The 24,204-nt window shown below is 53.0% G+C and carries 20 protein-coding genes; 7 read left to right on the top strand and 13 right to left on the bottom strand.

From position 1 onward, the window contains the following. The first annotated feature begins 21 nt into the window (after nt 1-21). Nucleotides 22-1,029, top strand: coding sequence for a Gfo/Idh/MocA family protein (locus tag KOSB73_RS09880; protein WP_064411390.1), 1,008 nt, complete (start codon nt 22-24; stop codon nt 1,027-1,029). 39 nt (nt 1,030-1,068) lie between these two features. Here KOSB73_RS09880 and KOSB73_RS09875 read toward each other — a convergent pair whose 3' ends face one another. Continuing rightward, nucleotides 1,069-2,100: a Gfo/Idh/MocA family protein gene (locus tag KOSB73_RS09875; RefSeq protein ID WP_098140474.1), complete on the bottom strand. Its 1,032-nt coding sequence runs from the start codon at nt 2,098-2,100 to the stop codon at nt 1,069-1,071. Between the two features lie 162 nt (nt 2,101-2,262). On the opposite strand from KOSB73_RS09875, the gene KOSB73_RS09870 reads away from it, so the two are divergent. Continuing rightward, on the top strand, nt 2,263-3,138 hold the full coding sequence (locus tag KOSB73_RS09870) for an extended-spectrum class A beta-lactamase OXY-6-1 (RefSeq protein WP_063864556.1): 876 nt from the start codon (nt 2,263-2,265) through the stop codon (nt 3,136-3,138). Nucleotides 3,139-3,287: 149 nt separating this feature from the next. Here the strand turns inward: KOSB73_RS09870 and KOSB73_RS09865 are convergent, their stop codons facing one another. From KOSB73_RS09865 to cadC, 6 genes are all read right to left on the bottom strand, one after another. Then, nucleotides 3,288-3,701, bottom strand: coding sequence for a hypothetical protein (locus KOSB73_RS09865; protein ID WP_004130120.1), 414 nt, complete (start codon nt 3,699-3,701; stop codon nt 3,288-3,290). A 148-nt stretch (nt 3,702-3,849) separates the two neighbouring features. Then, nucleotides 3,850-5,367, bottom strand: coding sequence for a lysine--tRNA ligase (gene lysS, locus KOSB73_RS09860; protein ID WP_024358908.1), 1,518 nt, complete (start codon nt 5,365-5,367; stop codon nt 3,850-3,852). 267 nt (nt 5,368-5,634) lie between these two features. After that, entirely contained in the window at nt 5,635-7,119 is a 1,485-nt protein-coding gene (gene dtpD, locus KOSB73_RS09855) for a dipeptide permease DtpD (RefSeq protein ID WP_024358909.1), read from the bottom strand. Between the two features lie 59 nt (nt 7,120-7,178). Then, nucleotides 7,179-9,326, bottom strand: a complete 2,148-nt coding sequence (gene cadA, locus KOSB73_RS09850; protein WP_004130111.1) for a lysine decarboxylase CadA — start codon at nt 9,324-9,326, stop codon at nt 7,179-7,181. Nucleotides 9,327-9,407: 81 nt separating this feature from the next. Further along, the gene (gene cadB / locus KOSB73_RS09845; RefSeq protein WP_024358910.1) at nt 9,408-10,745 is read right to left on the bottom strand and encodes a cadaverine/lysine antiporter; all 1,338 of its coding nucleotides are present in this window, start codon (nt 10,743-10,745) and stop codon (nt 9,408-9,410) included. Nucleotides 10,746-11,109: 364 nt separating this feature from the next. Beyond that, complete coding sequence (gene cadC, locus KOSB73_RS09835; RefSeq protein ID WP_004137845.1) at nt 11,110-12,642, bottom strand: lysine decarboxylation/transport transcriptional activator CadC; 1,533 nt, start codon at nt 12,640-12,642, stop codon at nt 11,110-11,112. A 353-nt stretch (nt 12,643-12,995) separates the two neighbouring features. On the opposite strand from cadC, the gene KOSB73_RS09830 reads away from it, so the two are divergent. Then, entirely contained in the window at nt 12,996-13,862 is an 867-nt protein-coding gene (locus tag KOSB73_RS09830) for a GNAT family N-acetyltransferase (protein WP_098140473.1), read from the top strand. A 36-nt stretch (nt 13,863-13,898) separates the two neighbouring features. Here the strand turns inward: KOSB73_RS09830 and KOSB73_RS09825 are convergent, their stop codons facing one another. Continuing rightward, on the bottom strand, nt 13,899-14,774 hold the full coding sequence (locus KOSB73_RS09825; RefSeq protein ID WP_098140472.1) for a LysR substrate-binding domain-containing protein: 876 nt from the start codon (nt 14,772-14,774) through the stop codon (nt 13,899-13,901). 138 nt (nt 14,775-14,912) lie between these two features. Here KOSB73_RS09825 and KOSB73_RS09820 point away from each other — a divergent pair, with 138 nt between their 5' ends. The 3 genes from KOSB73_RS09820 to KOSB73_RS09810 all read left to right on the top strand — a co-directional run bounded on the left by KOSB73_RS09820 (nt 14,913) and on the right by KOSB73_RS09810 (nt 18,442). Next, nucleotides 14,913-15,455, top strand: coding sequence for a hypothetical protein (locus tag KOSB73_RS09820; protein WP_049088974.1), 543 nt, complete (start codon nt 14,913-14,915; stop codon nt 15,453-15,455). 9 nt (nt 15,456-15,464) lie between these two features. Continuing rightward, the gene (locus tag KOSB73_RS09815) at nt 15,465-16,292 is read left to right on the top strand and encodes an MBL fold metallo-hydrolase (protein ID WP_098140471.1); all 828 of its coding nucleotides are present in this window, start codon (nt 15,465-15,467) and stop codon (nt 16,290-16,292) included. Nucleotides 16,293-16,465: 173 nt separating this feature from the next. Beyond that, entirely contained in the window at nt 16,466-18,442 is a 1,977-nt protein-coding gene (locus tag KOSB73_RS09810; RefSeq protein WP_098140470.1) for a glycosyl hydrolase family 28 protein, read from the top strand. A 68-nt stretch (nt 18,443-18,510) separates the two neighbouring features. Here KOSB73_RS09810 and KOSB73_RS09805 read toward each other — a convergent pair whose 3' ends face one another. Both KOSB73_RS09805 and KOSB73_RS09800 read right to left on the bottom strand, forming a co-directional pair. After that, entirely contained in the window at nt 18,511-19,002 is a 492-nt protein-coding gene (locus KOSB73_RS09805; protein ID WP_098140469.1) for a hypothetical protein, read from the bottom strand. Beyond that, a complete protein-coding gene (locus KOSB73_RS09800) occupies nt 18,995-19,768 on the bottom strand; it encodes a winged helix-turn-helix domain-containing protein (protein WP_098140468.1) in 774 nt (257 codons plus the stop codon). The genes KOSB73_RS09805 and KOSB73_RS09800 overlap by 8 nt, the downstream gene beginning before the upstream one ends. Nucleotides 19,769-20,418: 650 nt before the next feature. Here KOSB73_RS09800 and KOSB73_RS09795 point away from each other — a divergent pair. Further along, nucleotides 20,419-20,739: a hypothetical protein gene (locus KOSB73_RS09795; protein ID WP_071830639.1), complete on the top strand. Its 321-nt coding sequence runs from the start codon at nt 20,419-20,421 to the stop codon at nt 20,737-20,739. A gap of 363 nt (nt 20,740-21,102) precedes the next feature. Here the strand turns inward: KOSB73_RS09795 and KOSB73_RS09790 are convergent, their stop codons facing one another. The 3 genes from KOSB73_RS09790 to KOSB73_RS09780 are packed head-to-tail and all read right to left on the bottom strand — an operon-like array spanning nt 21,103 to nt 23,920. Then, nucleotides 21,103-21,816: an MgtC/SapB family protein gene (locus tag KOSB73_RS09790; protein ID WP_004137852.1), complete on the bottom strand. Its 714-nt coding sequence runs from the start codon at nt 21,814-21,816 to the stop codon at nt 21,103-21,105. Between the two features lie 31 nt (nt 21,817-21,847). Then, nucleotides 21,848-23,083, bottom strand: coding sequence for an MFS transporter (locus tag KOSB73_RS09785; RefSeq protein WP_024358918.1), 1,236 nt, complete (start codon nt 23,081-23,083; stop codon nt 21,848-21,850). Between the two features lie 12 nt (nt 23,084-23,095). Next, nucleotides 23,096-23,920 carry an MBL fold metallo-hydrolase gene (locus KOSB73_RS09780; RefSeq protein WP_004137854.1) on the bottom strand — a complete coding sequence of 275 codons (825 nt, stop codon included), beginning with the start codon at nt 23,918-23,920 and terminating at the stop codon, nt 23,096-23,098. Between the last annotated feature and the right edge of the window lie 284 nt (nt 23,921-24,204).

Here is a 24,204-nt window from a genome sequence, read left to right as displayed (position 1 = left end):
TCCCTCTTTCTGGAGAAAAAAATGACCTGCATTCGTTTTGCCTTGTTGGGCAGCGGTTTTATCGGCCAGGTTCACGCCGTCAGCCTCGCTCGCCATGAGCGAACCGTTCTGTCCATGGTGGCTGACGCCGACCCCGAACGGGCGAAAGCGCTGGCGTCCCGCTACGGCGCGCGGGCGGTAACCGTCGCCGAGGCCATCAATAGCGACGCCATTGACGCGGTACTGATCGCCAGCTCGACGCCTTCACACGCGGCGCTGCTGGAGGCTGCCGCCCGCGCCGGGAAAGCGGTCTACTGCGAAAAACCGATCGATCTTTCGCTGGCCCGCGCCCGCCAGGTCGTCGAGAAAGTGCTGCCGCTCGGGGTACCGGTGACCGTTGGCTTTAACCGCCGCTTCGACGCCAGCCACCAGCAGCTGCGCCGGGAGATCGAGGCCGGGGTGATTGGCAAAATAGAACTGGTGCAGATGGTGTGTCGGGCATCGATTATGCCGCCGCTGGAATATCTGCGCAGCTCCGGCGGCCAGATGCGCGACCAGGCGATTCACTTCTTTGACCTGCTGCGCTTTCTTACCGGTGATGAAGTGACAACCGTCGCCGCCATGGGGGATGCGCTGGCGCTGGCGGAAATTGCTGAATTCGACGATGTCGATACTTCCATTCTGATGCTGCGGATGCGCGGCGGCGCAATGGCGCAGCTGGACAACACCCGGCGTACCGGCCACGGCTACGATGAGCGCATTAGTCTGCTTGGCTCGGATGGCGTGCTGGAGTCCGGCAGCCAGACAACGCGCGGCGTCACGCTGTGGCAGGGAGAGCGCCGCATTCAGCCCGGCCTCTACCCGGACTGGTTCAGCCGCGTCGAGGGATCGTACTACGCGCATCTGGACGCGTTTGTCCGCTCGCTAGGCGGAGAAGAGGTGGCGGACCTGCCGGGGCTGCTGGACGGCCTGCGGGCGCAGGCCATCGCCGAAGCCGCCGTGCTCTCGCTGCAGCAGGGGCAATTTGTCAGCGTCGAACCGCTGGCGTAAAAAAGCCCCGTATGCGGTCGGCATACGGGGCCGCTTCGCTTAGCGCTCTTCTTTAAATACCACGCCAATCTGCCGCCGCACTTCATCCATCACGCTCAGGTTTTCCAGCACCCTGGCCAGCGGGCGGATCGGCGAGTCCGTCAGCCCCTGACCGACGCACCAGGCAAAATGCTCGGCCTGATAAAACAGCTGGTCGTAGCGGTTGCGCGGCTCCTCCCAATGCAGCACCTGCCCGCCCTGACTGGCGGCGAGGGTAAAATTCCCCGGCGCGTAGAACTGCCCGTCAAGGGTAAGAGTCGCATCGCGTCCGGCCACCACCGCGCCGCCCGGCGTGTTGCTGAACAGGGTGGTGTTCAATAATCCCTGGAGGCCCTTTTCCCAGTTAAACAGCATCGAAATCTGCCCGTTGACGCCTCTTTGGGCGGGGCGTCCGCGGGCGATAATATCCTGCGGTACGCCGCCGACCATCACGCTGAATGAGGTCAGATAGCTGCCGAGATCCATCATCGGCCCGCCGGCGAGATCGGCATTAAAAATGCGATGATCCGGGGTAAAGAATTCGCCGTGATCGGCGAGCAGCGTGTGCAGGTCGCCCAGAACGCCGTCCTCCAGCAGCTGGCGAATCACGTCATACTTCGGCGCGTAGTCGCACCACATCGCCTCCATCGCCAGCGTCCCCTGCTTCACGGCTTCCGCTTTCAGCGCCGCGCCTTCCCGCCGGTTCAGCGCAAACGGCTTTTCAATCAGCACATGTTTGCCCGCCCGCAGCGCACGCAGCCCGTCGGTAAAGTGGTGGTTATGCGGCGTGGCAATATATACCGCGTCAATATCCGGTCGCGCCAGCATCTCATCCACCTGAGCGTAAGCCTGCGGGATCCCCCAGCGGGCGGCAAAGGCGTCGGCTTTTTGCTGCGTGCGCGAGGAGACGGCAACCACCTGCTGGCGGCTGAGCTCTTTTAACGATTTCACAAAGCGCTCGGCAATCCAGCCGGGGCCAATAATCCCCCAGCGCAGCGTGGGGATCGCCGAGGCGGCGTGGTGGCGCGGTTTTGGTAACTGTGACGGGAACATGGCGGCTCCTGATTTTATTTTGCCGGGGAGGGACACTATAAGCAGGCGCGGAGGAGGACGAATAACGAATTTATGATGGAATTCCATCATCGACATAGTGCTTGTCAAAAGCGCGGGAGTCGCGGATAGTCCGGGCAGCTCATCACTATCAAGGAGTCAGAGATGTTGAAAAGTTCGTGGCGTAAAAGCGCCCTGATGGCCGCCGCCGCCGTTCCGCTGCTGCTGGCGAGCGGTTCATTATGGGCCAGTGCCGATGCTATCCAGCAAAAGCTGGCTGATTTAGAAAAACGGTCCGGTGGCCGGCTGGGCGTGGCGCTGATTAACACGGCGGATGATTCGCAAACCCTTTATCGCGGCGACGAACGTTTTGCCATGTGCAGCACCGGTAAAGTGATGGCCGCCGCCGCGGTGTTAAAGCAGAGCGAAAGCCATCCCGATGTGGTGAATAAAAGGCTGGAGATTAAAAAATCGGATTTAGTGGTCTGGAGCCCGATTACCGAAAAACATCTGCAAAGCGGAATGACCCTGGCGGAACTCAGCGCGGCGGCGCTGCAGTACAGCGACAATACCGCGATGAATAAGATGATTAGCTACCTTGGCGGACCGGAAAAGGTGACCGCATTCGCCCAGAGCATCGGGGACGTTACTTTTCGTCTCGATCGTACGGAGCCGGCGCTGAACAGCGCGATACCCGGCGATAAGCGCGATACCACCACCCCGTTGGCGATGGCCGAAAGCCTGCGCAAGCTGACGCTGGGCAATGCGCTGGGCGAACAGCAGCGCGCCCAGTTAGTGACGTGGCTAAAAGGCAATACCACCGGCGGGCAAAGCATTCGCGCAGGCCTGCCCGCAAGCTGGGCGGTCGGGGATAAAACCGGCGCCGGAGATTACGGCACCACCAACGATATCGCGGTGATCTGGCCGGAAAATCATGCCCCGCTGGTGTTAGTGACCTATTTTACCCAGCCGCAGCAGGATGCGAAAAGCCGCAAAGAGGTGTTAGCCGCGGCGGCGAAAATCGTGACCGAAGGGCTGTAGTCCGGGAACAGGCCCGAACTGCAACCCTCTGCGCTCTGCTCCCGGGGGCGGCGCTCAACGCGCCTTGCCCGGGCTACGGGTTCACCGCCGTCTGCGGACCGGCGCAACGCGCCGCCTCCGGGACAGCCTGAATAGACAGCCGCCACATTTTAGTCGGTAATTTTAAACGTCAGCGCGTAGGCGCTGGTTTTCCCTTCATCACGCGCGCCGCCCATCTGATATACCCGCACCGTATATTTCCCGCTGACACCCAGACGCTGTTCAAAAATATCGCCGCTCATAGAACCGTTAAAAATCGCGTGATTATCCGGAGTAATCACATTAAAAAAGGGATGCGGCCACTGGCTGTTCATACCGATATGCATCATCTGGCCGGCTTTCGCCTCCAGCGTATAGTCATTAACATCGTCGCCGGTCACGGTACTTTTTATTATCGTGCCGTTGCTGCCTTTATCAAAATGAATGGTATTGCTGTTTATATTATCACTTGCCATTGATAATACTGACGTTAATAAATAACTTGCACAGATCACGCCGCCAACAATTAATTTTATTTTTTTCATTTAATTAACACCTTATGTTTTTTATGCGCGCTGTTATAGCACATAAGGTGCCCGGAGTAAGCTTATTCGCCATATCACTCGCCGGGATAAACGCGTCGAAATTAAGGCCCCCCGCTCAAATAAACGAGGGGCCTGGTTTCAGCATGATTTATTTCTGCGGACGCATTGCCGGGAACAGGATAACATCGCGGATGGTGTGGCTGTTAGTGAACAGCATCACCATACGGTCGATACCGATACCCAGACCGGCGGTCGGCGGCAAGCCGTACTCCAGCGCGGTGACGTAGTCTTCGTCGTAGAACATCGCTTCATCATCCCCCGCCGCTTTGGCGTTGACCTGATCCTGAAAACGCTGGGCCTGGTCTTCCGCGTCGTTCAGCTCGCTAAAGCCATTACCGATTTCACGTCCGCCGATGAAGAATTCGAAGCGGTCGGTAATTTCCGGGTTCACGTCGTTACGGCGCGCCAGCGGCGATACTTCCGCCGGATACTCGGTGATAAAGGTCGGCTGGATCAGATGCGCTTCCGCCACTTCGTCGAAAATTTCGGTGACGATACGCCCCAGACCCCAGCTCTTCTCAACGTGAATGCCGATGGATTCCGCCAGCGCTTTCGCCGCATCGAAGTTATCCAGCTCCGCCATCTCGGTTTCAGGACGGTATTTCTTGATCGCTTCGCGCATGGTCAGTTTTTCAAACGGCTTACCGAAATCGAACACCTGGTCGCCATACGGCACTTCGGTTTTACCCAGTACGGTCTGCGCCAGCGTGCGGAACAGGGATTCGGTCAGTTCGATCAGATCTTTGTAATCCGCATACGCCATATAGAGTTCCATCATGGTGAACTCTGGGTTATGGCGCACGGAGATACCTTCGTTACGGAAGTTACGGTTGATTTCGAACACTCGTTCGAAGCCGCCGACCACCAGCCGTTTCAGGTACAGCTCCGGCGCGATGCGCAGATACATATCCAGATCGAGCGCGTTGTGATGGGTGATAAACGGACGCGCGGAGGCGCCGCCGGGGATCACCTGCATCATCGGCGTTTCGACTTCCATAAAGCCGCGCGCGACCATGAACTGACGCATGGTCGCCAGGATCTGCGAACGCACCTTGAAGGTGTGGCGCGACTCTTCGTTGGAGATCAGATCCAGATAGCGCTGGCGATAGCGCGCTTCCTGATCCTGCAGGCCGTGAAACTTGTCCGGCAGCGGGCGCAACGCTTTGGTCAGCAGACGCAGCTCGGTGCAGTGAATGGAGAGTTCGCCGGTCTGGGTTTTGAACAGCTTACCGCGGGCGGCGATGATGTCGCCGAGATCCCATTTCTTAAACTGCTCGTTGTAGACGCCTTCCGCCAGATCGTCGCGGGCGACGTACAGCTGAATGCGTCCGCCCACGTCCTGTAAGGTGACGAAGGAGGCTTTGCCCATAATACGGCGGGTCATCATGCGGCCAGCCACGGAGACCTCGACGTTCAGAGAGGTGAGCTCGTCGTTTTCCCTACTATCGTATTCAGCATGGAGCTGGTCGGAAGTATGGTCACGGCGAAAGTCGTTCGGGAACGCCACGCCCTGCTCGCGCAGCGCGGCCAGTTTTTCACGACGGGTTTTCAGTTCATTATTAAGGTCAATTGCCTCATCGGCACCTTGTGCTTGTTGTTCAGACATGTTGGTTCCTCATAACCCTGCTTGCAAACTTGCTTCGATAATTGAACCAGGCCTGTTCCGGCGTCGGCGCCGGAGAACAATCTTAAGGAGCCTGGCTTCAATTGCGGCTGATTTCACTCAGCCCTGTCTTTTGTAACCTCTTTTTATCTTCGGCTTTCGCGCCCGCCAGAATATCCTCCTCCTGTTCAGTAAGGGGTGCAAGGAGCGGCTTTTTGCTCCGTTTAGGGATGCGATAATCCCGGAGGCGGTGCTGCGCACCTGTCCGGGCTACAGATCCTGGGCATTGACGCCAGGAAGTTCACCGGCGGCCGCGCGGCGTTTGCCGACGCTGAACGCGGCGGCGAAGGCGACAACGACAATGACCGCTACGCAGCCCAGCGTCCATTCGCCCATCTGGGCAAAGAAGTGCTGATACGCGGCAATCGCCGTATCGCTGATTTGCGACTCGGTAGTCTGCTGCGCCACCACGCCCGCCAGCCAGTTGGCTACCGCGCCGGTCGCCAGCATATAAATCCCGGTCAGTACCCCGGTGACGCCGGGCATATTGAGGCGGGTGATCTGCGCCATCGCCACCGGGTCGATAAACAGCTCGGCGAAACCCATCAGCGCCAGGCCGGCCACCATCATGCCCATCGATGCCTGTCCCTGTGCCGCGCCGTGGCGCGCGTTAAGCGCCAGCAGCATAAAGCCGCAGCCCATCAGCACCAGGCCAAAGGCGAACTTCAGCCATACGCGCAGCGCCGAGCGGGTCGCGCCCTCCGGCCGCATCAGCCACGCCAGCACGACGCCCGCCGCCATCACCGCCACGGCGTTAACCGACTGGAACAGCGCGGTCGGCACCTCAATATTCAGCAGGCGGCGGTTAACAAAGTGGTCGATGAACAGGCTGATCGAACTGCCGCCCTGCTGCGCCAGTACCCAGAACAGGGTCCCGGTCAGCATCAGCAGAACGATTTGCCACAGCGCGCGGCGATGCTCCGGGGATTTGACCATAATGCGCGCCACCATCTGGGCGGCGAATACGCAGACGATCGCCAGCAGGTAGCCGGACCAGTTATTCTCCAGCAGCAGCGTGAAAAACACCGGCGCAACGCAGAGCATCACCACCAGCCAGCCCCAGGTCGGCAGCACAAATTTCACCGCCCGCAGCGCCTGTTTATCGACGCCGCGCGCGTGGCGGAAGTAGCGGCTGCCGCTTAAGAAAATCATCAGGCCGACAAACATGCCGATACCCGCCAGCGCAAAGCCGATATGCCAGCCGTACCACTGCGCCGCCAGCCCGCAGGCGATAGGCGCGGCGATGGAGCCGACGTTCCCGGCGGCGTACAGCAGCGAGAAACCGCCGTCGCGGCGAGGGTCGTCAACGGCGTAGAGCTCGCCCAGCAGACAGCTGATGTTGGATTTGAACAGACCGTAGCCGCAGATAATGATCGCCAGCGCGAGGTACAGGCTCCAGGTGGAATCGGATTCGACGCCCAGCACTACGTGGCCAAGCGTCATTAATAGCGCGCCGGCAATGACCGCCGTGCGGTTGCCGAGCAGGCGGTCGGCAAGCCAGCCGCCGAGAATAGGAGTGACGTACACCAGGGAGGCGTAGGCGCTGAACAGACTGATGGCGTGGCTGTCATCAAAGCCGAGCTGATGGGTGAGATAGAGGATGAGTAAGGCACGCATGCCGTAAAAGCTGAAATATTCCCAGATTTGGATCGCAACGATGTAATAGATCGCGCGCGGCTGTGAGGGTGTTTTCATGTGTTCTCCTTGCAGCGTGAAAAAGGGAAGCGGCAAGCCACTTCCCTGTTGTGCATCGATTATTTGTTGTTTTCTTCTCTCAGCACTTTAACGGTGTAACGACCATCCGCCTGACGATAGGCGCCGTGGATATCGGTTTCGAAGCCCGGATAGTGGGCGCCGATTTCGCACAGCATCTGCAGGAATTCCAGCACCGGACGGCTCTCTTCGGTGATCATTTCACCCGGCATCACCAGCGGCACTCCCGGAGGATACGGCAGGATCATGTTGGCGTTGACGCGGCCCACCATCTCTTCGAGATACACCTCTTCGGTCTGACCGTGCAGCTCTTTCTGGAACGCGGCGTACGGCGTGATCATCATGGTTGGCAGCACTTCGAACGCGCGGAACATCAGGTCCGGCAGGTTGTGGTGCTCAATCAGTTTGTGAATGTTCTGCGCCAGTTCCTGAACGCGCATGTTTTCGTAGAATTCAGGATCTTCACGGTACAGCGACGGCAGCATGTTTTTCACCCGCAGGTTCAGGTCGAACGCGCGTTTGAAATCGGTCAGCGCGCGCAGCAGGCTCAGCGCTTTGGTTTTGTCGATACCGATGCTGAACAGGAACAGCAGGTTGTACGGACCGGTTTTTTCGACCACGATGCCGTGCTCATCGAGATACTTCGCCACGATGCTTGCCGGAATACCGAAATCATCCATGGTGCCGTCTTTCTTCATCCCCGGGGTCAGCAGCGTGACTTTAATCGGGTCGAGATACATATGTTCGTTATCGATGTTTTTGAAACCGTGCCACGCGCTGTCGGAGCGCAGCGGCCAGCATTCCGCGCCATCAATATGTTCCGGCTGCCAGACGTCGAAGAACCAGCCGTCGGATTCGCCTTTCAGGCGTTTAATCTCTTTACGGAACTTAATTGAACGTTCGATAGAGCCGTCAATCAGGCGCTTACCGGCGTTGCCTTTCATCATCGCCGCCGCGGTTTCCGTCGAGGCCACCACGCCGTAGTGCGGAGAAGTGGTGGTGTGCATCATGTAGGCTTCGTTAAAGGTTTCTTCGTTTACGTCGCCTTTAACATGAATCATTGATGCCTGAGAAAACGCCGCCAGCAGTTTGTGCGTGGACTGGGTTTCGTAAATAACTTTCCCTTCGACGCGGCCGCCGCTCATCCCGCATTTGCCTTCATAAATCGGCGAGAAGTTGGTGTAAGGCACCCACGCGGAGTCAAAGTGGATGGATTTCACATCCAGGGTTTTCTTGATGTAGTCCGTGTTGTACAGCAGGCCATCATAGGTGGAGTTGGTGATCACCGCGTGCACCGGCCAGGTCGCGTTCGGGGTTTCTTTCACGCGCTTCGCGATGGTCGCGTGCTGGAATTCGCTCTGCGGGATACCGCCGAGGATGCCGTAAGCGTTACGGGTCGGGCGGAAGTAGATTGGCGTAATGTCGCTCATCATCATCAGATGGGTCAGCGATTTATGGCAGTTACGGTCAATCAGCACGGTGCTACCGGCCGGGGCGGAATACATACCGACGATTTTGTTGGCGGTAGAGGTGCCGTTGGTCACCATGTAGCTGCGTTCTGCGTTGAAGACGCGGGCGATGTACTCTTCCGCTTCTTTATGCGGGCCGCTGTGATCCAGCAGGGAACCGAGTTCAGAAACTGAAATCGAGATATCGGATTTCATGGTATTGGAACCAAAGAAATCGTAGAAGATGCTGCCGACCGGGCTTTTCTGGAACGCGGTACCGCCCATGTGGCCTGGGGTACAGAAGGTATATTTGCCTTCACGCACGTATTTAAACAGCGCTTTGGTCAGCGGCGGCAGAATGGTGTCGATATACTCGTCGGTATTCTGTTTGATTTTGTTCGCAATATCTTCCGCCGCGCCCAGCGCATATTCGAAGAAGCGAACCTGCATGCGCAGATCGTTGAGGCTCACGTCCAGCGTTGAGTAAGTATTCGCAAAGGCGTACAGCGGCATATATTCGTTCATTTTGCTGATGTCTTCGCACAGTTCGAGATTGTATTTATCCCAGTCGAAGATCACGCCGCACAGACGCGCATTGTTTTCGATCAGTTTTAATAAGTCGTCACGGTCGTTCGGGTAGACAATACGGAAGTCCAGGCGTTCGAGGGCGCGATGCAGCTCACGGATGGGCTCTTCTTTGAAGTAAACACCCATGTGATTCATGATTGCGATAACGTTCATAGTCAAATCTCCAGATAAAGAAAGCCCCTCCCGCCACGTCGTGACAGGTGATGGAAGGAGCCTCAGGAATAGGGTTACGGATTAATGCGCGCTGGCGGTGCTGCTATCAGCGGAGCCGTCGTTACTCTGACGCTGGTGCATTTTGCGGCCGTAGAACATCAGGATGATCAGGCTGACGATAAAGGTGCCGGCCAGTTCGAAGGAGCTTGCCCCCATCAGGGCGATGAAACAGAACCCGCAGCCGAGGACGGAGCAAATCAGGCTGACGAAGTTGCGGACGTTAATGCCTTCGAAGCGAATCAGGTCAACGCAGGAGTAGAAGTAAGGCAGCATGGTCAGCAGAACCGCGATACCGGTCAGCTCGCCGAACAGGTCGGAGGCTTTCCCGCCGGTGGAGTTCATCAGGGTGATCAGCACCATCAGGACGGTCATTTTCACCGCGGCCAGCAGCAGGCCTTTTTTCGGGTTGCCGTTTTTATCCAGTTCACCGTAGATTTTCGGGAAGTTGCCGTCGTTAGCGGCGCGCACGCCGGCCTGGCCGACCAGCATCATCCACGAACCGAGAGAAGTCAGGCAGGCAAAGGCGGTAAAGGCCGACACCATCGGCGCAGCCCAGCCGCCAAGGATAGTCGATGCGCTGATAGCAAACGGCGCGCCGGACGCGGCCATCTCAGACGCAGGGTACATACCGGCGATGACCTGGGTCGCGGCGATATACACGATACCCGCCAGCGCGGTCCCCAGCATGGTGGCCAGCGGTACGGTACGTTTCGGGTTTTTCACCATCCCGGTACTGACGGCGGCAGATTCTACCCCGACAAAGGCCCACAGACAGAGAAGGATACTTTTCACCACCGCATGGCTATCCGTCGTGGCTGAGGTGTTCCAGTTTGCCTGATAGGTGGCAACGTCAAACCAGTGCCAGCCGACCACCGCGGTCATCACGACCGGAATAAGCACCAGCACCAGACCAATAGTCGTCAGGCGGCTTACCCAGGTACCGCCGAGCATATTCACGAAGGTGAATATCCACACGATGGCAATACAGGCAATACCTGCCGGTACCGGGTTATTTAAAATAGGGAAGAATGTTGATAAATAAGAGACGGCGGTAATGCCGATTGCCAGATTGCCGATCCAGTTAGCGTGATAATAAAGCACACCGGTCTGGAAACCGAACGCCGGAGATATTTCGCCGGCGTAGGCGATGGGGCCACCCTGCTGCGGGTTTTTGGTCGCCAGACGGGCATATACATAAGCCAGCGACATCGCGCCAATAATAGATATTACCCAACCCCAAATGGCGATAGAACCGATACTCGCCAGGTTCGCAGGTAATAATGCAATACCGCTCCCCATCATATTACCGGCTACCACGCCGGTACAGGCAAATAGCCCGATCTTCTTGGCAGAACTCATGTTTGCTTTTCTCCTAAGTTTATTTGGGAGGTACAGATCATGATGATGAACCTTTTATTGACCCGACCAACTGCCAATCAGATTACGGATTAGTACGAGATAAGTCCTAAAGATAAAGTGAAATAACTGCAAACATCAGACAAATGATATTTTGACCTTTTTCGCGCAACATATCAGGATGACATGTTGAGGTCAGGAAAAGATAAATATTAATAAATTACATGCATTTACGAACACAATTTCGTGTTGAAGATGTGTTAAAAACAAGCAAGAAAAGGATATAAAATATAACAACAGAGGCGCTCATGAGAAACATAAGTTTAACCTCACCACGGCCAAAACCATGACCATGATGAGGGTTTACTTATTCTGAAGCGAGGAAGTTATCGAGATACGGAACCACGCGGGTCACCGAGGTCTGAAATACCGCGTTTTCAATCCAGTAAAATGTATTCTCACCCGGACGTAAATTAAACGCCGTCAGGTAAGCATCGGCAGCTTCCCGGTTCTGCCCTTTCATTTCGTAGACCTTACCCAGCAGCACATAATTCATCCACGACATTTCCAGATCAATGCCGGTATTAATCGCGCTGTAGGCTTCATCGACTTTGCCTTTGCCCAGCATATCTACCGTTTTAATCTGATAAAATATTGCCATGTCTTTAATCCCCGGCATATTACCCACCCGGGTTATTTCGCTGTAAAGATCGGCAAGCTGTTTATCATCCAGCGGCTGCTGAGAATGGCGTAATACGTCCACCAGCGCTTTTTCCGCCCAGGCATAGGTAAAGTCCGGCGACTGTTTATTCACGTCGGCAAGCAGGCTACTGGCTTTTCCGAGTGAATCGACGTCTCCATTCATTAATAGCTGATGCGCCTGATAGAAATGGGTAAGCGCGATACTTTGCGACGGCTGATATTGCTTTAACATCTCCTGCATCCGCGCCGGCCACGGCTGCTTCAGCGCCTCAGACAGGCTGCTCAGCAGGTCGTTCTGAATCGACAGCTGGTTGTCGCTGGTGACAAAGTAACGCTTATCCATCATGGTCGAACCGTCGGCGTTATCCACCACCTTCACCGACATAAAGCACTGCTGCGCGCGGTAGTGCCGCTGGTTGACGAACTCAATGGTCAGGGTTTTACCGGAGCTGCTCGGCTCATTGATGTTGTAGTTGGTTTTATCGTGCACCATAAAGGTGGAGAAGGTGTTCAGCGAGGTGGTAATCAGGCTCCCGAGACCAATGGCATAGGAGTGCTGCGATGACCAGTTGTTGCAGGCGCTGCCGCTGAGCAGGTGAATATCAACATCGCGCGGGTTGAGCAGCAGCCGCGTTTTCGTGACCGGCGGGCGCGACTCGAGGGTCGATAACGCCACCAGCGCCACGCAGCTCGCGAGGGCCAGCAGAAACAAGCCCCAGACGATAAACGTACTCAGCCGCTTGCGTTTTTCCGGCTTTACCACCGGCGCCATCTCTGGCGCAGCCGCCTCAGGCTGCGGGGAAACCGATGGCGCGTCCACGGCGACCGTCGGCGTTTCTGCCGGGATAACCGGCGTCAGTTCTTCCCCCTCTTCCGTACACCAGATCACCGGCACCGTTAGCTTATAGCCTCGCTTGGGTACGGTCGCGATATATTCAAGGCTGCCGTCGTCGCCATCTTTCAGCGACTTACGTAGCTCAGAGACGCTTTGCGTGACGACATGGCTGGTGACAACGTTGCGGGTCCAGACATTATCGATGAGCTCATCCCGGCTGAGTACTTCCCCAGGATGACGGGCAAAGAAAACCAGAAGATCGATTAAGCGCGGTTCGAGAGTTAGCTGACGCCCCTTGCGGCTAATTTGGTTAACAGAGGGAGTAACCAGCCATTCTCCAACGCGAACAACAGGTTGTTGCATAAAAAAGAGCCCCAGGACGAAACGGGAAAGGCGCGATGATATCACATTTACCCTACCTATTAATGATAGGGGTCATGACCATGAACGCAATATATTCATCTTCGTTTTTGACGACTGGCAAATTTTCATTTGCTAAAGGCGTTTTTTTGCCTCACAGCGACGTTTCTTAAGCGTGCGAAAGCTTACCCTTTTTCGCGCGATTTTCCCGGATTGTGTGACCTGAGCAAGGCTTAGGCGCGACAATCGTCGCCCATCAGCGGGGATATGCTATTTTTAGGTCGCCCGACAGAGATCGGACCGCCGAACAGATGGCCGAAAACAGTGCCTCACCCGCAGCGTAAGGAATGTCGACGATGACCTGGAAATTAGTTAAGCAAATTGTGCACGATGACGCGTTAAGAAAGAGCTTCATTGACCTGGCGATTAAAACCTTCGATCTCTCCTTTAAAGAGTGGTACCGCAAAGGCTACTGGACCGACGCCTATATTCCCTACGCCCTGGTCAGCAACAATAAAGTGATTGCTAACGCCTCCGCCAATATTATCGACCTGATCTGGCAGGGCGAACCCCGCCGCTATATCCAAATCGGCACCGTAATGACCGATATCGATCATCGCAATCGGGGCCTCGCCGGGCAGCTTGTGAATGAGATTTTGGCGGACTGGCAGGATAAAGCCGACGCCTTCTTCCTGTTCGCTAACCCGACAACCGTTGATTTTTACCCGAAATTCGGCTTCGAGCGCACCGACGAGCATCAGTATATTATGCCGGTAGTGCCGGCTGCGGGCGATTTCCGCAAGCTCGATATGGATCGGCCGGAAGACGTTGCGCTATTGCAGGGGTATTATCAAAAATCGAATCCGTTTTCGCAGCTGCGGGTGCAGAATAACTTCGGTTTATTGATGTTCTACTGCTCCGCCTTTATGCAGCACTTCGTCTATTATTCCGAGAAAAACCAGGCGATCGCGATTGCGATGCAAAACGGTCCGGCGCTGATCTGTTTTGATATTTTCTGCGACAGCGGCCGCTCCCTGTCGTCCATTGTCAACCAGCTCGCCGATGACAATACGTACCAGGCTATCCTCGGCTTTACCCCCAAAGAGAATCGGACCGGCGAGTATGAGAAAATCGAAGGCGAAGATATTCTGTTTATCTACGAGCAAAAAGAAAATATTTTCAAAGAGAATAAGCTGATGTTCCCGCTTTTATCCCACGCCTGAGGCTGCGCTTAATGCCAATAAGGCCCTGCCCGGGCCTTATTGCGTCAACAGCCACTGCTCGAACGCCCGTAGCGCCGACTCATTGACGCCGTTTTCCAGCGGCTTCACCAGGCAAAAGCGCTTGCTCAGGCTGCGGGCCTGCGGCCAGGGCGCAGCCAGTAGCCCGTTTTCGATCGCGTTTTCGACGTACACATGGGGCACCAGCGCAACGCCCTGCCCGGCCAGCGCGGCGGCTATCGCCATCTCATGCAGATCGTAGCGCCCCCCCTGCGCCGGATTATCCAGCACGATCCCGCACTCTTCAGCATAGCGCTGCCAGGCGTCGGAATTCTGCCGTCGATGAATTCGCGGCAGCGCGTTCAGTTGGCTGACGAGATCTTCTTCCGTGAGTAGCCCGGCGTGGCATACCGGTACCAGCCTCTCTTCAAACAGAAACTGCATACGCATTCCGGCCCAGGCGGGGTGTTCAAAGTGAAGCGCCGCGTCAAAACCGCTGCCGGTGAGGATAAACGGGTCGGTTCTGACCGCGATATTCAGCGTGATATCCGGATGCCGGTGCTGAAAATCCCCCAGCCGGGGAATGAGCCAGCGGCTGGCGAAGGTCGGCGGCGCGGCGATTTCCAGGCTTCGGCTGCCGTCCGCGGCCCCCATCAGATATTGAGTGTCCCGTTCAAGGCGCTCCAGCGTTTCGCGCACATGGTGCGCATAGCGCGCGCCGTTAGGATTCAGCCGTACCCGGCTCCCCGTCCGCTCAAACAGCCTGCAGTTCAACAGCGATTCCAGACGGGCGATTTGCCGACTGATCGCCCCTTCGGTAAGCGACAGTTCTTCCGCCGCGCGAGCAAAGTTACCGTGCCTGGCGGCAGCCTCAAAAGCCTGCAAAGAGGCGCTGCTGGGGAGTTTTTTTCGCACGATGACCACCTCTGCTGGATTTTGCATTAATGACAAAATGTCATTGAGGGATGAAATAATATCGTTTCAGAGCGCTCAATACACAACGTAGCATGATCAAACGTCAATATCATCACGCCATCATGCAGAGGTCAGCCCATGTTATATATCGTTGAGTGCAGCTACGCCGACCCGGAAAGCGAAGCCGGCTGGAATCGATTTTACAGCCAGCACAAGCTGCCGGCGCTGGTATCCGTCAGCGGGTTCCGCGCTTCGCAGCGCTTCCGGGCGCTCTCCTCCGGCTGCCCGGTCTATCTTGCCATCCATACTATCCATGATGCTGACACCATCGCCAGTGAAGCGTATCGCCATAAAGGCGGCGGCGACTTTGCGCGCTGGCAGGCGCATATTCGCGACTGGCGGCGAAACCTGTATCGGTACAGCGGGGTGTTCCCTGCCGTCTCTGAGGAGGATGTTTTGCTGCTGAGCCCGGAGCCGCTGGACTTTGTGGACTCGGAGCTGGGGTATCAGCCGACAAGACTTCCGGCCGCCGGGCTGGATAATAACCCGTCGCTGCGCGTGGTATACGTTCTGCCGCGCCGGGAGGCGATGCTACTTGCGGGACGGGAAAAAGCCTGGATCTATGAACCCATGGCCGGTCAGCTGCAAAGCCCGGCTGAAAAACAGCCAGCATCACGCTAAGAGGTTTTTATGCGCAATTCATCTTTTGTCACCCGCCAGATTGGCGATTTTCAGGTGACTGCCCTTAGCGACGGCAGCATGGCCGCCGGCCTGGCGCTGCTGTCCGGCATCGATAGCGGCGATGCCGCACAAATCCAGCGCGATGCGGGCGTCATCGACCCCGGCACTATTGACATTAATGGCTATCTTATCCGCGGCCGGGGAAGAACGATTCTGATCGACGCGGGGACGGGAGGCGGCGTGCTGGAAACCAGTCTGCGGGCGGCGGGAAGTGCGCCAGACGACGTTGATACCGTCCTGCTGACCCACGCTCACCCGGATCATATCGGCGGCCTGCTGGATGCCAACAGCGCGCCGCGCTATCCCAACGCTCGTCTTCATCTGCATCCTCTGGAAGCGGAGTACTGGCAGGATGACGTCATGTTAAGACGGGCTAATGAGCGCGGGCAGCGAAACTTCGCTCTCGCCCGCCGCACCCTGGACGCGTGGTCCCGGCGCCTCGGGTTTCTGGAGGATCGCGAAGTCGTCGCGGGTATCCATCCGGTCTGGTTACCCGGACATACGCCGGGCCATAGCGGGTTTCGCATTGACGCCGCCGGGCAAAGCCTGCTGATTTGGGGCGATATCGTCCACTTTCCGCATATTCAGGCCGCGCGACCCGCCGCCGCTATCGCTTTTGATTGCGATCCCGTACAGGCCAGAGCGACGCGGGAAGCGATTCTCGCCCAGGCCGCCAGCGAAAACCTGCTGATTGCCGGTATGCATCTTGGCGGGTCGGGGTTTGCCCATATCGTACCGACTTCGTGCGGCTATCGTATCGATGATTCTACGCAGTAGAAGGGAAGCTGGGCGGTGAGGTCCGCCTTTGCTTATCCGATTAAGTTTTTTTTTCGCCTGATGAAAGATTGAACTGACTCGCGTTTATTTTCCCATATAAATATAAAATTCAGTTTTATTTTAAATGAATTTAAATTTTATTTTCTAATAAAATATGACATTAAGGAAAATCTATGCGCAATACCTTCAGACCTGCACGCGGCATGCTGGCGTTGGCAATCGCACTAGCCGGGCTCGCAGGCGGCTGTAATGACAGCGGCGGAACCGTCGATAACCAGCACGATGCGCCCGCCTCCGCGCCACAAAATGTCATGGTTCCGATACTGTCTGCCGATGAAAACAGCCTGGTGCTGGTCTGGGAAAAACCGGAGTCTGAGACCGAGCAGGTGGTGGACTACGCCGTCTATCGTCAAGGCAAGCGGCTGGGCCTGGCGCGTGAAAATCAAAACCATTTTTCCCCGGCAAAGCCCTATATTGATAACTTCTATCAGCGGATCACCAGCGACGGCTGGCAGCAGAAAATCGATCTGCGCAGCTTCACGGCCACCAACCTGCAGCCGGATACGGAGTATGCCTTTACGGTGCGCGCGGTCTACGCCAATGGCCAGGAATCTCCGGACAGCGCGGTGGTTAAAGCGCAAACCCGCAAAACGCCGCACGTCATCGAAGCCAGCACATTCGGCGCGAAGGGTGACGGCACCACGCTGAATACCCTGGCGCTGCAGCGGGCCATTGATAGCTGTACCGTCACGCACTATCCTCAGGGCTGCAAGGTGCTGATTTCCGGCGGCGAATTCAAAACTGGCGCGTTGTTCCTGCACAGCGATATGACCCTGGAGATTGCGGCTGGCGCCACCCTGCTGGGTTCGGACGATCCGGCCCAGTATCCGCTTGATAAAGGCTATTACCTCTATCCCTATAGCGATCATCCGCAGCCTCGCCGCCCGCCATCATTAATTAACGTGCTGGGCGCGGACGATAAGGGCGAGTCTCCGGCCGGAACGTTTCGTAATATTCGCATCGTTGGGAAAGGCACGATTGACGGCAACGGCTGGACCCGCGGCGTCAAAAGCGGCGGCGATGCGACAATTAGCGACGAATTGGGCAACGCGCTGCCGCAGTACCGGGCCAGCAATGCCAAAAAAGTCGGCGCGGACGGTATTCTGGCAAAGCATCAGACCGAAGCGGCTATCGCGGAAGGGATTGAAAACAATAGCGCCTATAAAAACCGCCGCTCCAGCCTGATGACCTTGCGCGGCGTGCAAAATCTCTACCTTGCCGGACTGACTATTCGTAATCCCGCTTTCCACGGGGTGATGGTGCTGGAGTCAGAAAATATTACCCTGAATGGGCTTGTGCATCAGACCTTTGACGGCAATAACGCCGACGGCGTCGAGTTCGGCAATAGCAAAAACGCGTTGGTCTTCAATAACTTCTTTGATACCGGAGATGATTGCGTTAATTTTGCCGCCGGGTTTGGTAAAGGCGCGAAAACGTTTCATCAGCAGCCGCAAAGCGCGGCGTGGATTTTTAATAACTATTTCCGTAAAGGCCACGGCGCCGTGGTGACGGGTAGCCATACCGGCGCGTGGATCGAAAACGTTCGCGCCGAGGATAACGTCATGTATATGACCGACGTTGGCCTGCGCATGAAGAGCCGCCCCTACTATGGCGGTGGCGTGCGGGAGGTGCTGTTCCGTCATAACGCGATGAAAGATATCGCCAAAGAGCCGTTTGTTTTTACTATCAAATACAGCGCCGACGTAAATGATACGACCCCTGCCGACGAGCCCGCTCAGTTCCGCGACGTTCAGGTGCAGGATGTGACCGTCGATGGTACTTCGGCTAAGCACAGCATCCTGATTGACGGCATGACGGTAGCCGAAATGGCGGAGTCGTTTGGTATTCACTATTCTCGCGATGCCTATCATCAGAATCTGCGTTTTTCCAACGTCAGCTTCCGTAACACCAAAGCAACCAATATCTCTTTCCTGCACGACAGTCAGTTCGATGAGGTAACCTTCGCCAACACGCCGCAGGCCTGGGAATTTTTCGCCGTCAATGACGTAATGCTCGCCGACAGCCTTCATCAGCAGAGCATCACCCGTGGGGAGAACGACAAGGTTATCCTTGAGGGCGCAACGAAGTAATGCCGTTTCCGGCGGCTCCGGTCGCCGGGAATTAACCCGTAAGTCACATCAGAACAAATATATGGCGTTTATCTATCCATAGTAAATACGCAGGTCATCACCGGTGAATTGAGCGTTCCCCAGACAATGTAGTCCCTGTTCCGGGTAAAAATAAAGATGGGTGATTTTCCGGACAATCCCATGATATCATAAATAGGTATAATGAGATCATCAGGAATACTTCCATATCTATTATCGATTTTATCACCCGGTAATATTTTGTATCGTCCCTCACCATCGGCCATATAATCAAAGGCTATATCCTGCGAAAGATAGTACGATTCATCACCATCGACTATCTTTCCAGACAAAGAAACATAGCCACTATTATTGCTCATATCAAATAAAACATGGCCGTCAAAAGTGTATGAATCGTTCAATGATGCAATAGTAAAGTAAACATTTGCCTCACATGTTTTAATTTTATTTTTCTTATTCAGTAAAATCAGTAGATAAATAATCAGAGCGAAGACCGCGCAGAACAAAAAAACAAAGCACAGGTAGAATTTATTCTTAGTCATGCTGCCTCCACTGATTAGCGTAAAAATTATGACAATAGAGCGTCTTATGGCTTATGCTATTCACAGGGCAAAATGATGTAAAAACGGCGCCAGATTTACCATGAAGGACACTTCTTTGGACATAAACGATTAGTCTGGCCGGACTACTTTGACAGTGTTCAAGCAGCCCAGGATGATGCATCTCCATTAGATTAAGAACTTTTTCCTGCATTCTCTCGGGGATGGGAACAGACGATTTTAATTGACAGTTGCCGATACGAGTCAGATTGTCGGACTCTTTCAAACGAATAGATGGAACAACAACTTCATATTTAGCAAGCAAAATAAAAAAAAGGCTGGGGATTAGTGCTAAAATACCTCCACGTATCAGATAACTAAACCAGTGGTAACGGGTTCGCCGTGGAGGAGATAGCCCGTTGCTGACTTCATTGCATAGTTTAATTTTGATATCTGCAGACAGATAAAAGCCAACGCCTGGATTTGTCAAAATAATATTCTCTGTTCCCGTCAGGGATGATAGTTTCTTTCTGAGAATACTAATATATTGGTTTAAAGATGAATTTGAAGCTTCGAGCCCACGAGACTCCCACCCCCTCTCTAACAGGCTTTGCCGAGGAACAATCTCACCGTGGGATTCAATCAGTATGGCCAGAATATGATTGGCCGTTTTCGTTAATTGGTGCTTATCCGTTACGCCAATATCAATACGAATAAGCTCACCAGACTCAGCATTATAAATCAGTTTGTTTTCAATTAAGTACTTCATAATTATTCTGCATCCTGTGAATACCTGAGTATGCTGCGGTAAGACAAGCTCTGAACGTGTTGAGCCCTGTAGCATCCCGGGGAAATTGAAGTCTTGTAAACACATCATACCAGGTCTCGAGAGGTATGCTACCCAACAGTCAGGCGTATGCATTCAGATCCCTGATATAATTAGCCTCCTGTCCCTCTGTTGACGATACAGGAATGAGTAAAGAGGTATCGTATTAATAAACCAATAGTATCAATAAACACAATGAGGAATGTTATAAGAACAATCATTTTATGTTAATTATGTGTACAACATCATATTAATCATCGCCGATGAAACAATAAAAAAACATTCAACAAATTCAGAAACAACTCATAATACAAAAACACACATAGCATTAAAAAATAATATTTCACAGTGCTTAAATGGCAATAAAAAACCTTTAAATTTTCGCATAAAAAATCTCTTAGAGTTTAAAGCGAATTATAAAAAACTAAAAATTAATACATTAAAATCTTTGCATTTATAATCACTAAGAAATTAACCTGCGATTGAATTATTTTTTTCTTGCCTATATATTTGAGAACAGCAGTATTCAGTCACTCAAAGAAAATACTTCGTAGATTTACAGCCAAATAAACATTAAGAATCAAGAGAGGATTATGTATAGTTATCGCTGGGCCAAATTCCTTATTGCAGGCGCAAGGTACAATGATAGCCAAGTTCTACTCGTGGAATTATATATCCACCGCGAGTCAGATGGCATCATTAAACCAGGAGTTTGCAGAAACAGACAATGGGTATTAAGCCATTTGGTTAATGGCTCAACTTTATTTACTTTAAATCAAAATAATAATAAGTGGCAAAAAAAGGATCGAATAATACTCAACCAAGTTGCTGGTAGATATTATATCAGGACGCATCCCTCTCCTCATCCCGGAGATGATATAGGCTATCATTTTACTCAAGGCTGTATGATATAAATTAAAAACTAGTTTTAGCAACTACAGGTATAATGACAATGTGGAAAATATGTTCGATTCTGGATATTATTCGCAGTAGCAATGAGAAACCATTGATAATAATTGTTAACGACAGTATGCATCTCCGGCTTATCAGACCATCTCTCTCATGTGAACAAATTAGGAAGATAAGCATCGAACAACTTGAGGAAATCATCATCAGAGAATTGTAAAGTCCTGGGCTGACGCTAAATTATATCATTAATCATTTTAATTCTTCATTTTCACTATCATTACGCTTACCAATACACCCGATACCGGGTGTATTGGTACCGCCAACATAAAAGAGAACAAGCGGCCACATAATCCACATTTTTATACTAATCAATGTTCAAGAGCGAGCGCGTAGACATGCTCAACATGAGACAGATCGTGGTATAAGTCAGGTAAGGTCATTTTCTGGCGAACAACCATTTTTAAATTAACCTCAATCTTTCCCTTTTTAATGTCTCTAATCGTAATATTCTCGATAATATTTTTTTGCTGATGAATACGGCTTATCAGCTTTTCAAGGGCCCCTCGTTCATCAAGAACCACCCGTACTTTCACTTTTCCAGGGAACTGATTTTTAGTTTGCAGGAATATAATGAATGGGCTTAATTTTATCGCCAATAAGAACAAACCCGTGGCGAAAAAAGCATGAAAATAAAAACCGGCGCCGCAGGTAATTCCAATCCCGGCTGATGCCCAGACAATGGCCGCCGTCGTCAGGCCTGAAATAGCATCGTCGTGGCGATGTAGAATCACTCCCGCCCCCAGAAAACCGACGCCGCTGATAATCTGGGCCGCCAGGCGCATCGGATCGCTACGGATGTTCATCGAAATTTCAGCATAGTATTCCGCCGACTGTATTGAAACGATGGTTAACACACAGCTGGCGACAGATAAAATGACACAGGTTTTGAATCCGACAGGTTTCCCTTTCGATTCTCTTTCCAGGCCAATGATGCCTCCCAGAATAAACGCAATGCTGATTTTGACGATGGTCAATAACGGAAACCATCCGTGATCGACGATCGTGGCGGCCAGATTATTCATATCTTTACCTTAATGAAAGATCCGTTATCAATCAGGAATTCGCTTTCTTCAATTCGAGATCCGTTTTGCGTTTTGACAGATCGTCGCGGAAGAAAATCAGGAAGAAGACGCTCACTACCGCGGCCACACCGGCTGAAACTAACCAGAATGTTTCCCATTGCGGTAACGCTTCCGGCCCTTGCTCAGTCACGGTAGTGTTAAAAATCTGCCCGCAAACGGTAGAAGCAAACAGCAGCCCGACGCCGTTGGAGACGATAAATCTCAAGCTTTGCGCCTGCGCTTTGATCTCTGGCGCGGCTTTGCGGTCAACATAAATATCGCCGACGGTAAAGAAAAAGTCCCAGCAGAATCCCTGTAACATCAGGCCGATCAGCACAAACATCATGTTGGCATCCAGCGAGGCATGAGCAAACAACAGCGTGCGGATGATCCAGCAAACGGCCCCCAGCATCAGCGTGATTTTAAAGCCGGCTTTTAGTAAGAAGAACGACAGCAGGAACATAAAAATCACTTCGCAGGCAATCCCGATCTGCATCATTGATGCGGCATTATCGAACCCCAGCGCTTTCAAAAAGACCGGAATATAGGCGGAATATGCAGTTTTGGGGATCATTAAGACAAAGATACTCAGCATCAGCACGCTGAAGCTACGATCTTTGAAGAGTGCCAGAGCATCGAGACATAACAGATCGCGCAGCGCAAAAGCGTTTCCTTTTGCTTTTGGCGGCGTATTCGGCAATGTGAAGCAATATAAGCCCAGGACGGCGCCGGAAGCTGCCGCAATATACCAGGTAACTGTGTTGCCGGAATATCCCATTTCACCAATGATAAAGCCGATTGCCATAAAGCCGAAGGTGCCAAAAACGCGGATGAATGGGAAATATTTAACCCCATTGATATGGCTGAAACTGATACTGTTAGCCAGCGCCGTTGTCGGATAAAACAGCAGACCGACCAGGAAAATCATGGTCAGCGTCATGCCGGTATTTTGTGCTTCAATAAATTGCGGAACAAACAGCAGAACGCCAGCATTGACTAAGTGCAGGATCGCCATGACCTTTTGTGATGCAAAGAAGCGATCGGCCACCATACCAATAAATAACGGTGAAATAATTGTCGCTAATCCGAGCAAGGCATAGGATGAGCCGATTATGGTCGCCATTCCATAGGTACTTAATACCAGCCCCATGGTCATATTCCAGGCGCCCTGCATAAAGTACTGTATGAACATCATAATTAACAGGCGTGGTGTTTTATTAAGGTCCATATTGCATATCCTTTATTGGTTAATGCTCAGGTTAAGCCCGTCCCAGGCGACAAGAATGTTCTCTTTATCACATGCTGCTACTAGCTCATCGTGCAGGAGACCGCCGCTGTGTGAAATATGCGAGACGACAAGTTGACTTGTTTTCTTCAGGCAGCCCAGTTCCGCCAGTCTGTCTCTGGCAGCGAACACCGTTTCCAGACTCATATGGTTATTGGTACGGTTTTCTCCATTAAAGCCGTAGGTACACTCCAGAACGGCCAGATCGATTTTTTTACCTTCCAGCCACTGCCAGGTGAGCTCAGGAAACCAGCCAGAGTCATGACCGTAAAAAATTGACTGGCCCTCTTTTTCGATAAACCAGGTATAACAAAGCTCCCATTTAGCATGGTTAGCCAGCAGCGGAGTTATCCGATAACCACGGGTTTCTACGGTGACGAAGGGCACCAGGCAATGAAAGGCAAAGCGCTCTGCGCTATAGCCCGGCAAAACCTCTGCCGCACCGTTAATCGCACGATCGTTACCAAAGATATTCAGCGGATGGTTAATCTCAAATCCGTAACCCTCCATTCGGCTGAAAAGATCGCCGACGTTGAAATGATCGGGATGAGTATGGGTAAACAGAAGCGACCTGATTTCAGTTGCGTCCATGCCGTCGCGCAGCAGCTGCTGGCTAAATTCCGGCGCGACGTCAATCAACAGTTGATCATCAATAATCGCGGAAGAGTGTGTACGAATGTCTTTTCCCTTACGTATACGGGCTTGCTGACAGTGCTCGCAGCGGCAAAACGGGTTAGGTATCCCTTCAGACGCTGCCGTTCCCAGAAAATGGATCTTCATGATTTCCTCTTATCACTAACAGGTTGCTGTTTTTATCATCAAAAATGTAATCAAACGTAATTGGAACGTGTCAATTATGGTTCTGCCGTTTAACCGGAACAACAATCTTTTACCCCAGAAGTAATCCCCTTCAAAAACTTACTTAATTTATCTTAAATTTCAATAAATTATCATTTTTACAATATGGTTAATCATCTCAAGCCGGAAAAGATTAATATTCCTAATGTCTATAAATGACACAAATTTATTTTGTAACGTTCAAATAATACCGGCAACGATAGTTT

The organism is Klebsiella grimontii (assembly GCF_900200035.1).
GTDB lineage: Bacteria > Pseudomonadota > Gammaproteobacteria > Enterobacterales > Enterobacteriaceae > Klebsiella > Klebsiella grimontii.
This window is presented reverse-complemented; position numbering and strand designations above follow the sequence as displayed.

Excerpts from the sequence above, each read along its gene's own strand:
- dtpD (WP_024358909.1), bottom strand. The coding sequence starts at position 7,119 with ATGAAAACACCCTCACAGCCGCGCGCGATCTATTACATCGTTGCGATC.
- cadC (WP_004137845.1), bottom strand. The coding sequence starts at position 12,642 with ATGCAACAACCTGTTGTTCGCGTTGGAGAATGGCTGGTTACTCCCTCT.
- lysS (WP_024358908.1), bottom strand. The coding sequence starts at position 5,367 with ATGTCTGAACAACAAGCACAAGGTGCCGATGAGGCAATTGACCTTAAT.
- KOSB73_RS09820 (WP_049088974.1), top strand. The coding sequence starts at position 14,913 with ATGTTATATATCGTTGAGTGCAGCTACGCCGACCCGGAAAGCGAAGCC.
- KOSB73_RS09780 (WP_004137854.1), bottom strand. The coding sequence starts at position 23,920 with ATGAAGATCCATTTTCTGGGAACGGCAGCGTCTGAAGGGATACCTAAC.
- KOSB73_RS09795 (WP_071830639.1), top strand. The coding sequence starts at position 20,419 with ATGTATAGTTATCGCTGGGCCAAATTCCTTATTGCAGGCGCAAGGTAC.
- cadA (WP_004130111.1), bottom strand. The coding sequence starts at position 9,326 with ATGAACGTTATCGCAATCATGAATCACATGGGTGTTTACTTCAAAGAA.
- cadB (WP_024358910.1), bottom strand. The coding sequence starts at position 10,745 with ATGAGTTCTGCCAAGAAGATCGGGCTATTTGCCTGTACCGGCGTGGTA.
- KOSB73_RS09830 (WP_098140473.1), top strand. The coding sequence starts at position 12,996 with ATGACCTGGAAATTAGTTAAGCAAATTGTGCACGATGACGCGTTAAGA.
- KOSB73_RS09875 (WP_098140474.1), bottom strand. The coding sequence starts at position 2,100 with ATGTTCCCGTCACAGTTACCAAAACCGCGCCACCACGCCGCCTCGGCG.
- KOSB73_RS09865 (WP_004130120.1), bottom strand. The coding sequence starts at position 3,701 with ATGAAAAAAATAAAATTAATTGTTGGCGGCGTGATCTGTGCAAGTTAT.
- KOSB73_RS09810 (WP_098140470.1), top strand. The coding sequence starts at position 16,466 with ATGCGCAATACCTTCAGACCTGCACGCGGCATGCTGGCGTTGGCAATC.
- KOSB73_RS09815 (WP_098140471.1), top strand. The coding sequence starts at position 15,465 with ATGCGCAATTCATCTTTTGTCACCCGCCAGATTGGCGATTTTCAGGTG.
- KOSB73_RS09880 (WP_064411390.1), top strand. The coding sequence starts at position 22 with ATGACCTGCATTCGTTTTGCCTTGTTGGGCAGCGGTTTTATCGGCCAG.
- KOSB73_RS09805 (WP_098140469.1), bottom strand. The coding sequence starts at position 19,002 with ATGACTAAGAATAAATTCTACCTGTGCTTTGTTTTTTTGTTCTGCGCG.
- KOSB73_RS09790 (WP_004137852.1), bottom strand. The coding sequence starts at position 21,816 with ATGAATAATCTGGCCGCCACGATCGTCGATCACGGATGGTTTCCGTTA.
- KOSB73_RS09785 (WP_024358918.1), bottom strand. The coding sequence starts at position 23,083 with ATGGACCTTAATAAAACACCACGCCTGTTAATTATGATGTTCATACAG.
- KOSB73_RS09800 (WP_098140468.1), bottom strand. The coding sequence starts at position 19,768 with ATGAAGTACTTAATTGAAAACAAACTGATTTATAATGCTGAGTCTGGT.
- KOSB73_RS09870 (WP_063864556.1), top strand. The coding sequence starts at position 2,263 with ATGTTGAAAAGTTCGTGGCGTAAAAGCGCCCTGATGGCCGCCGCCGCC.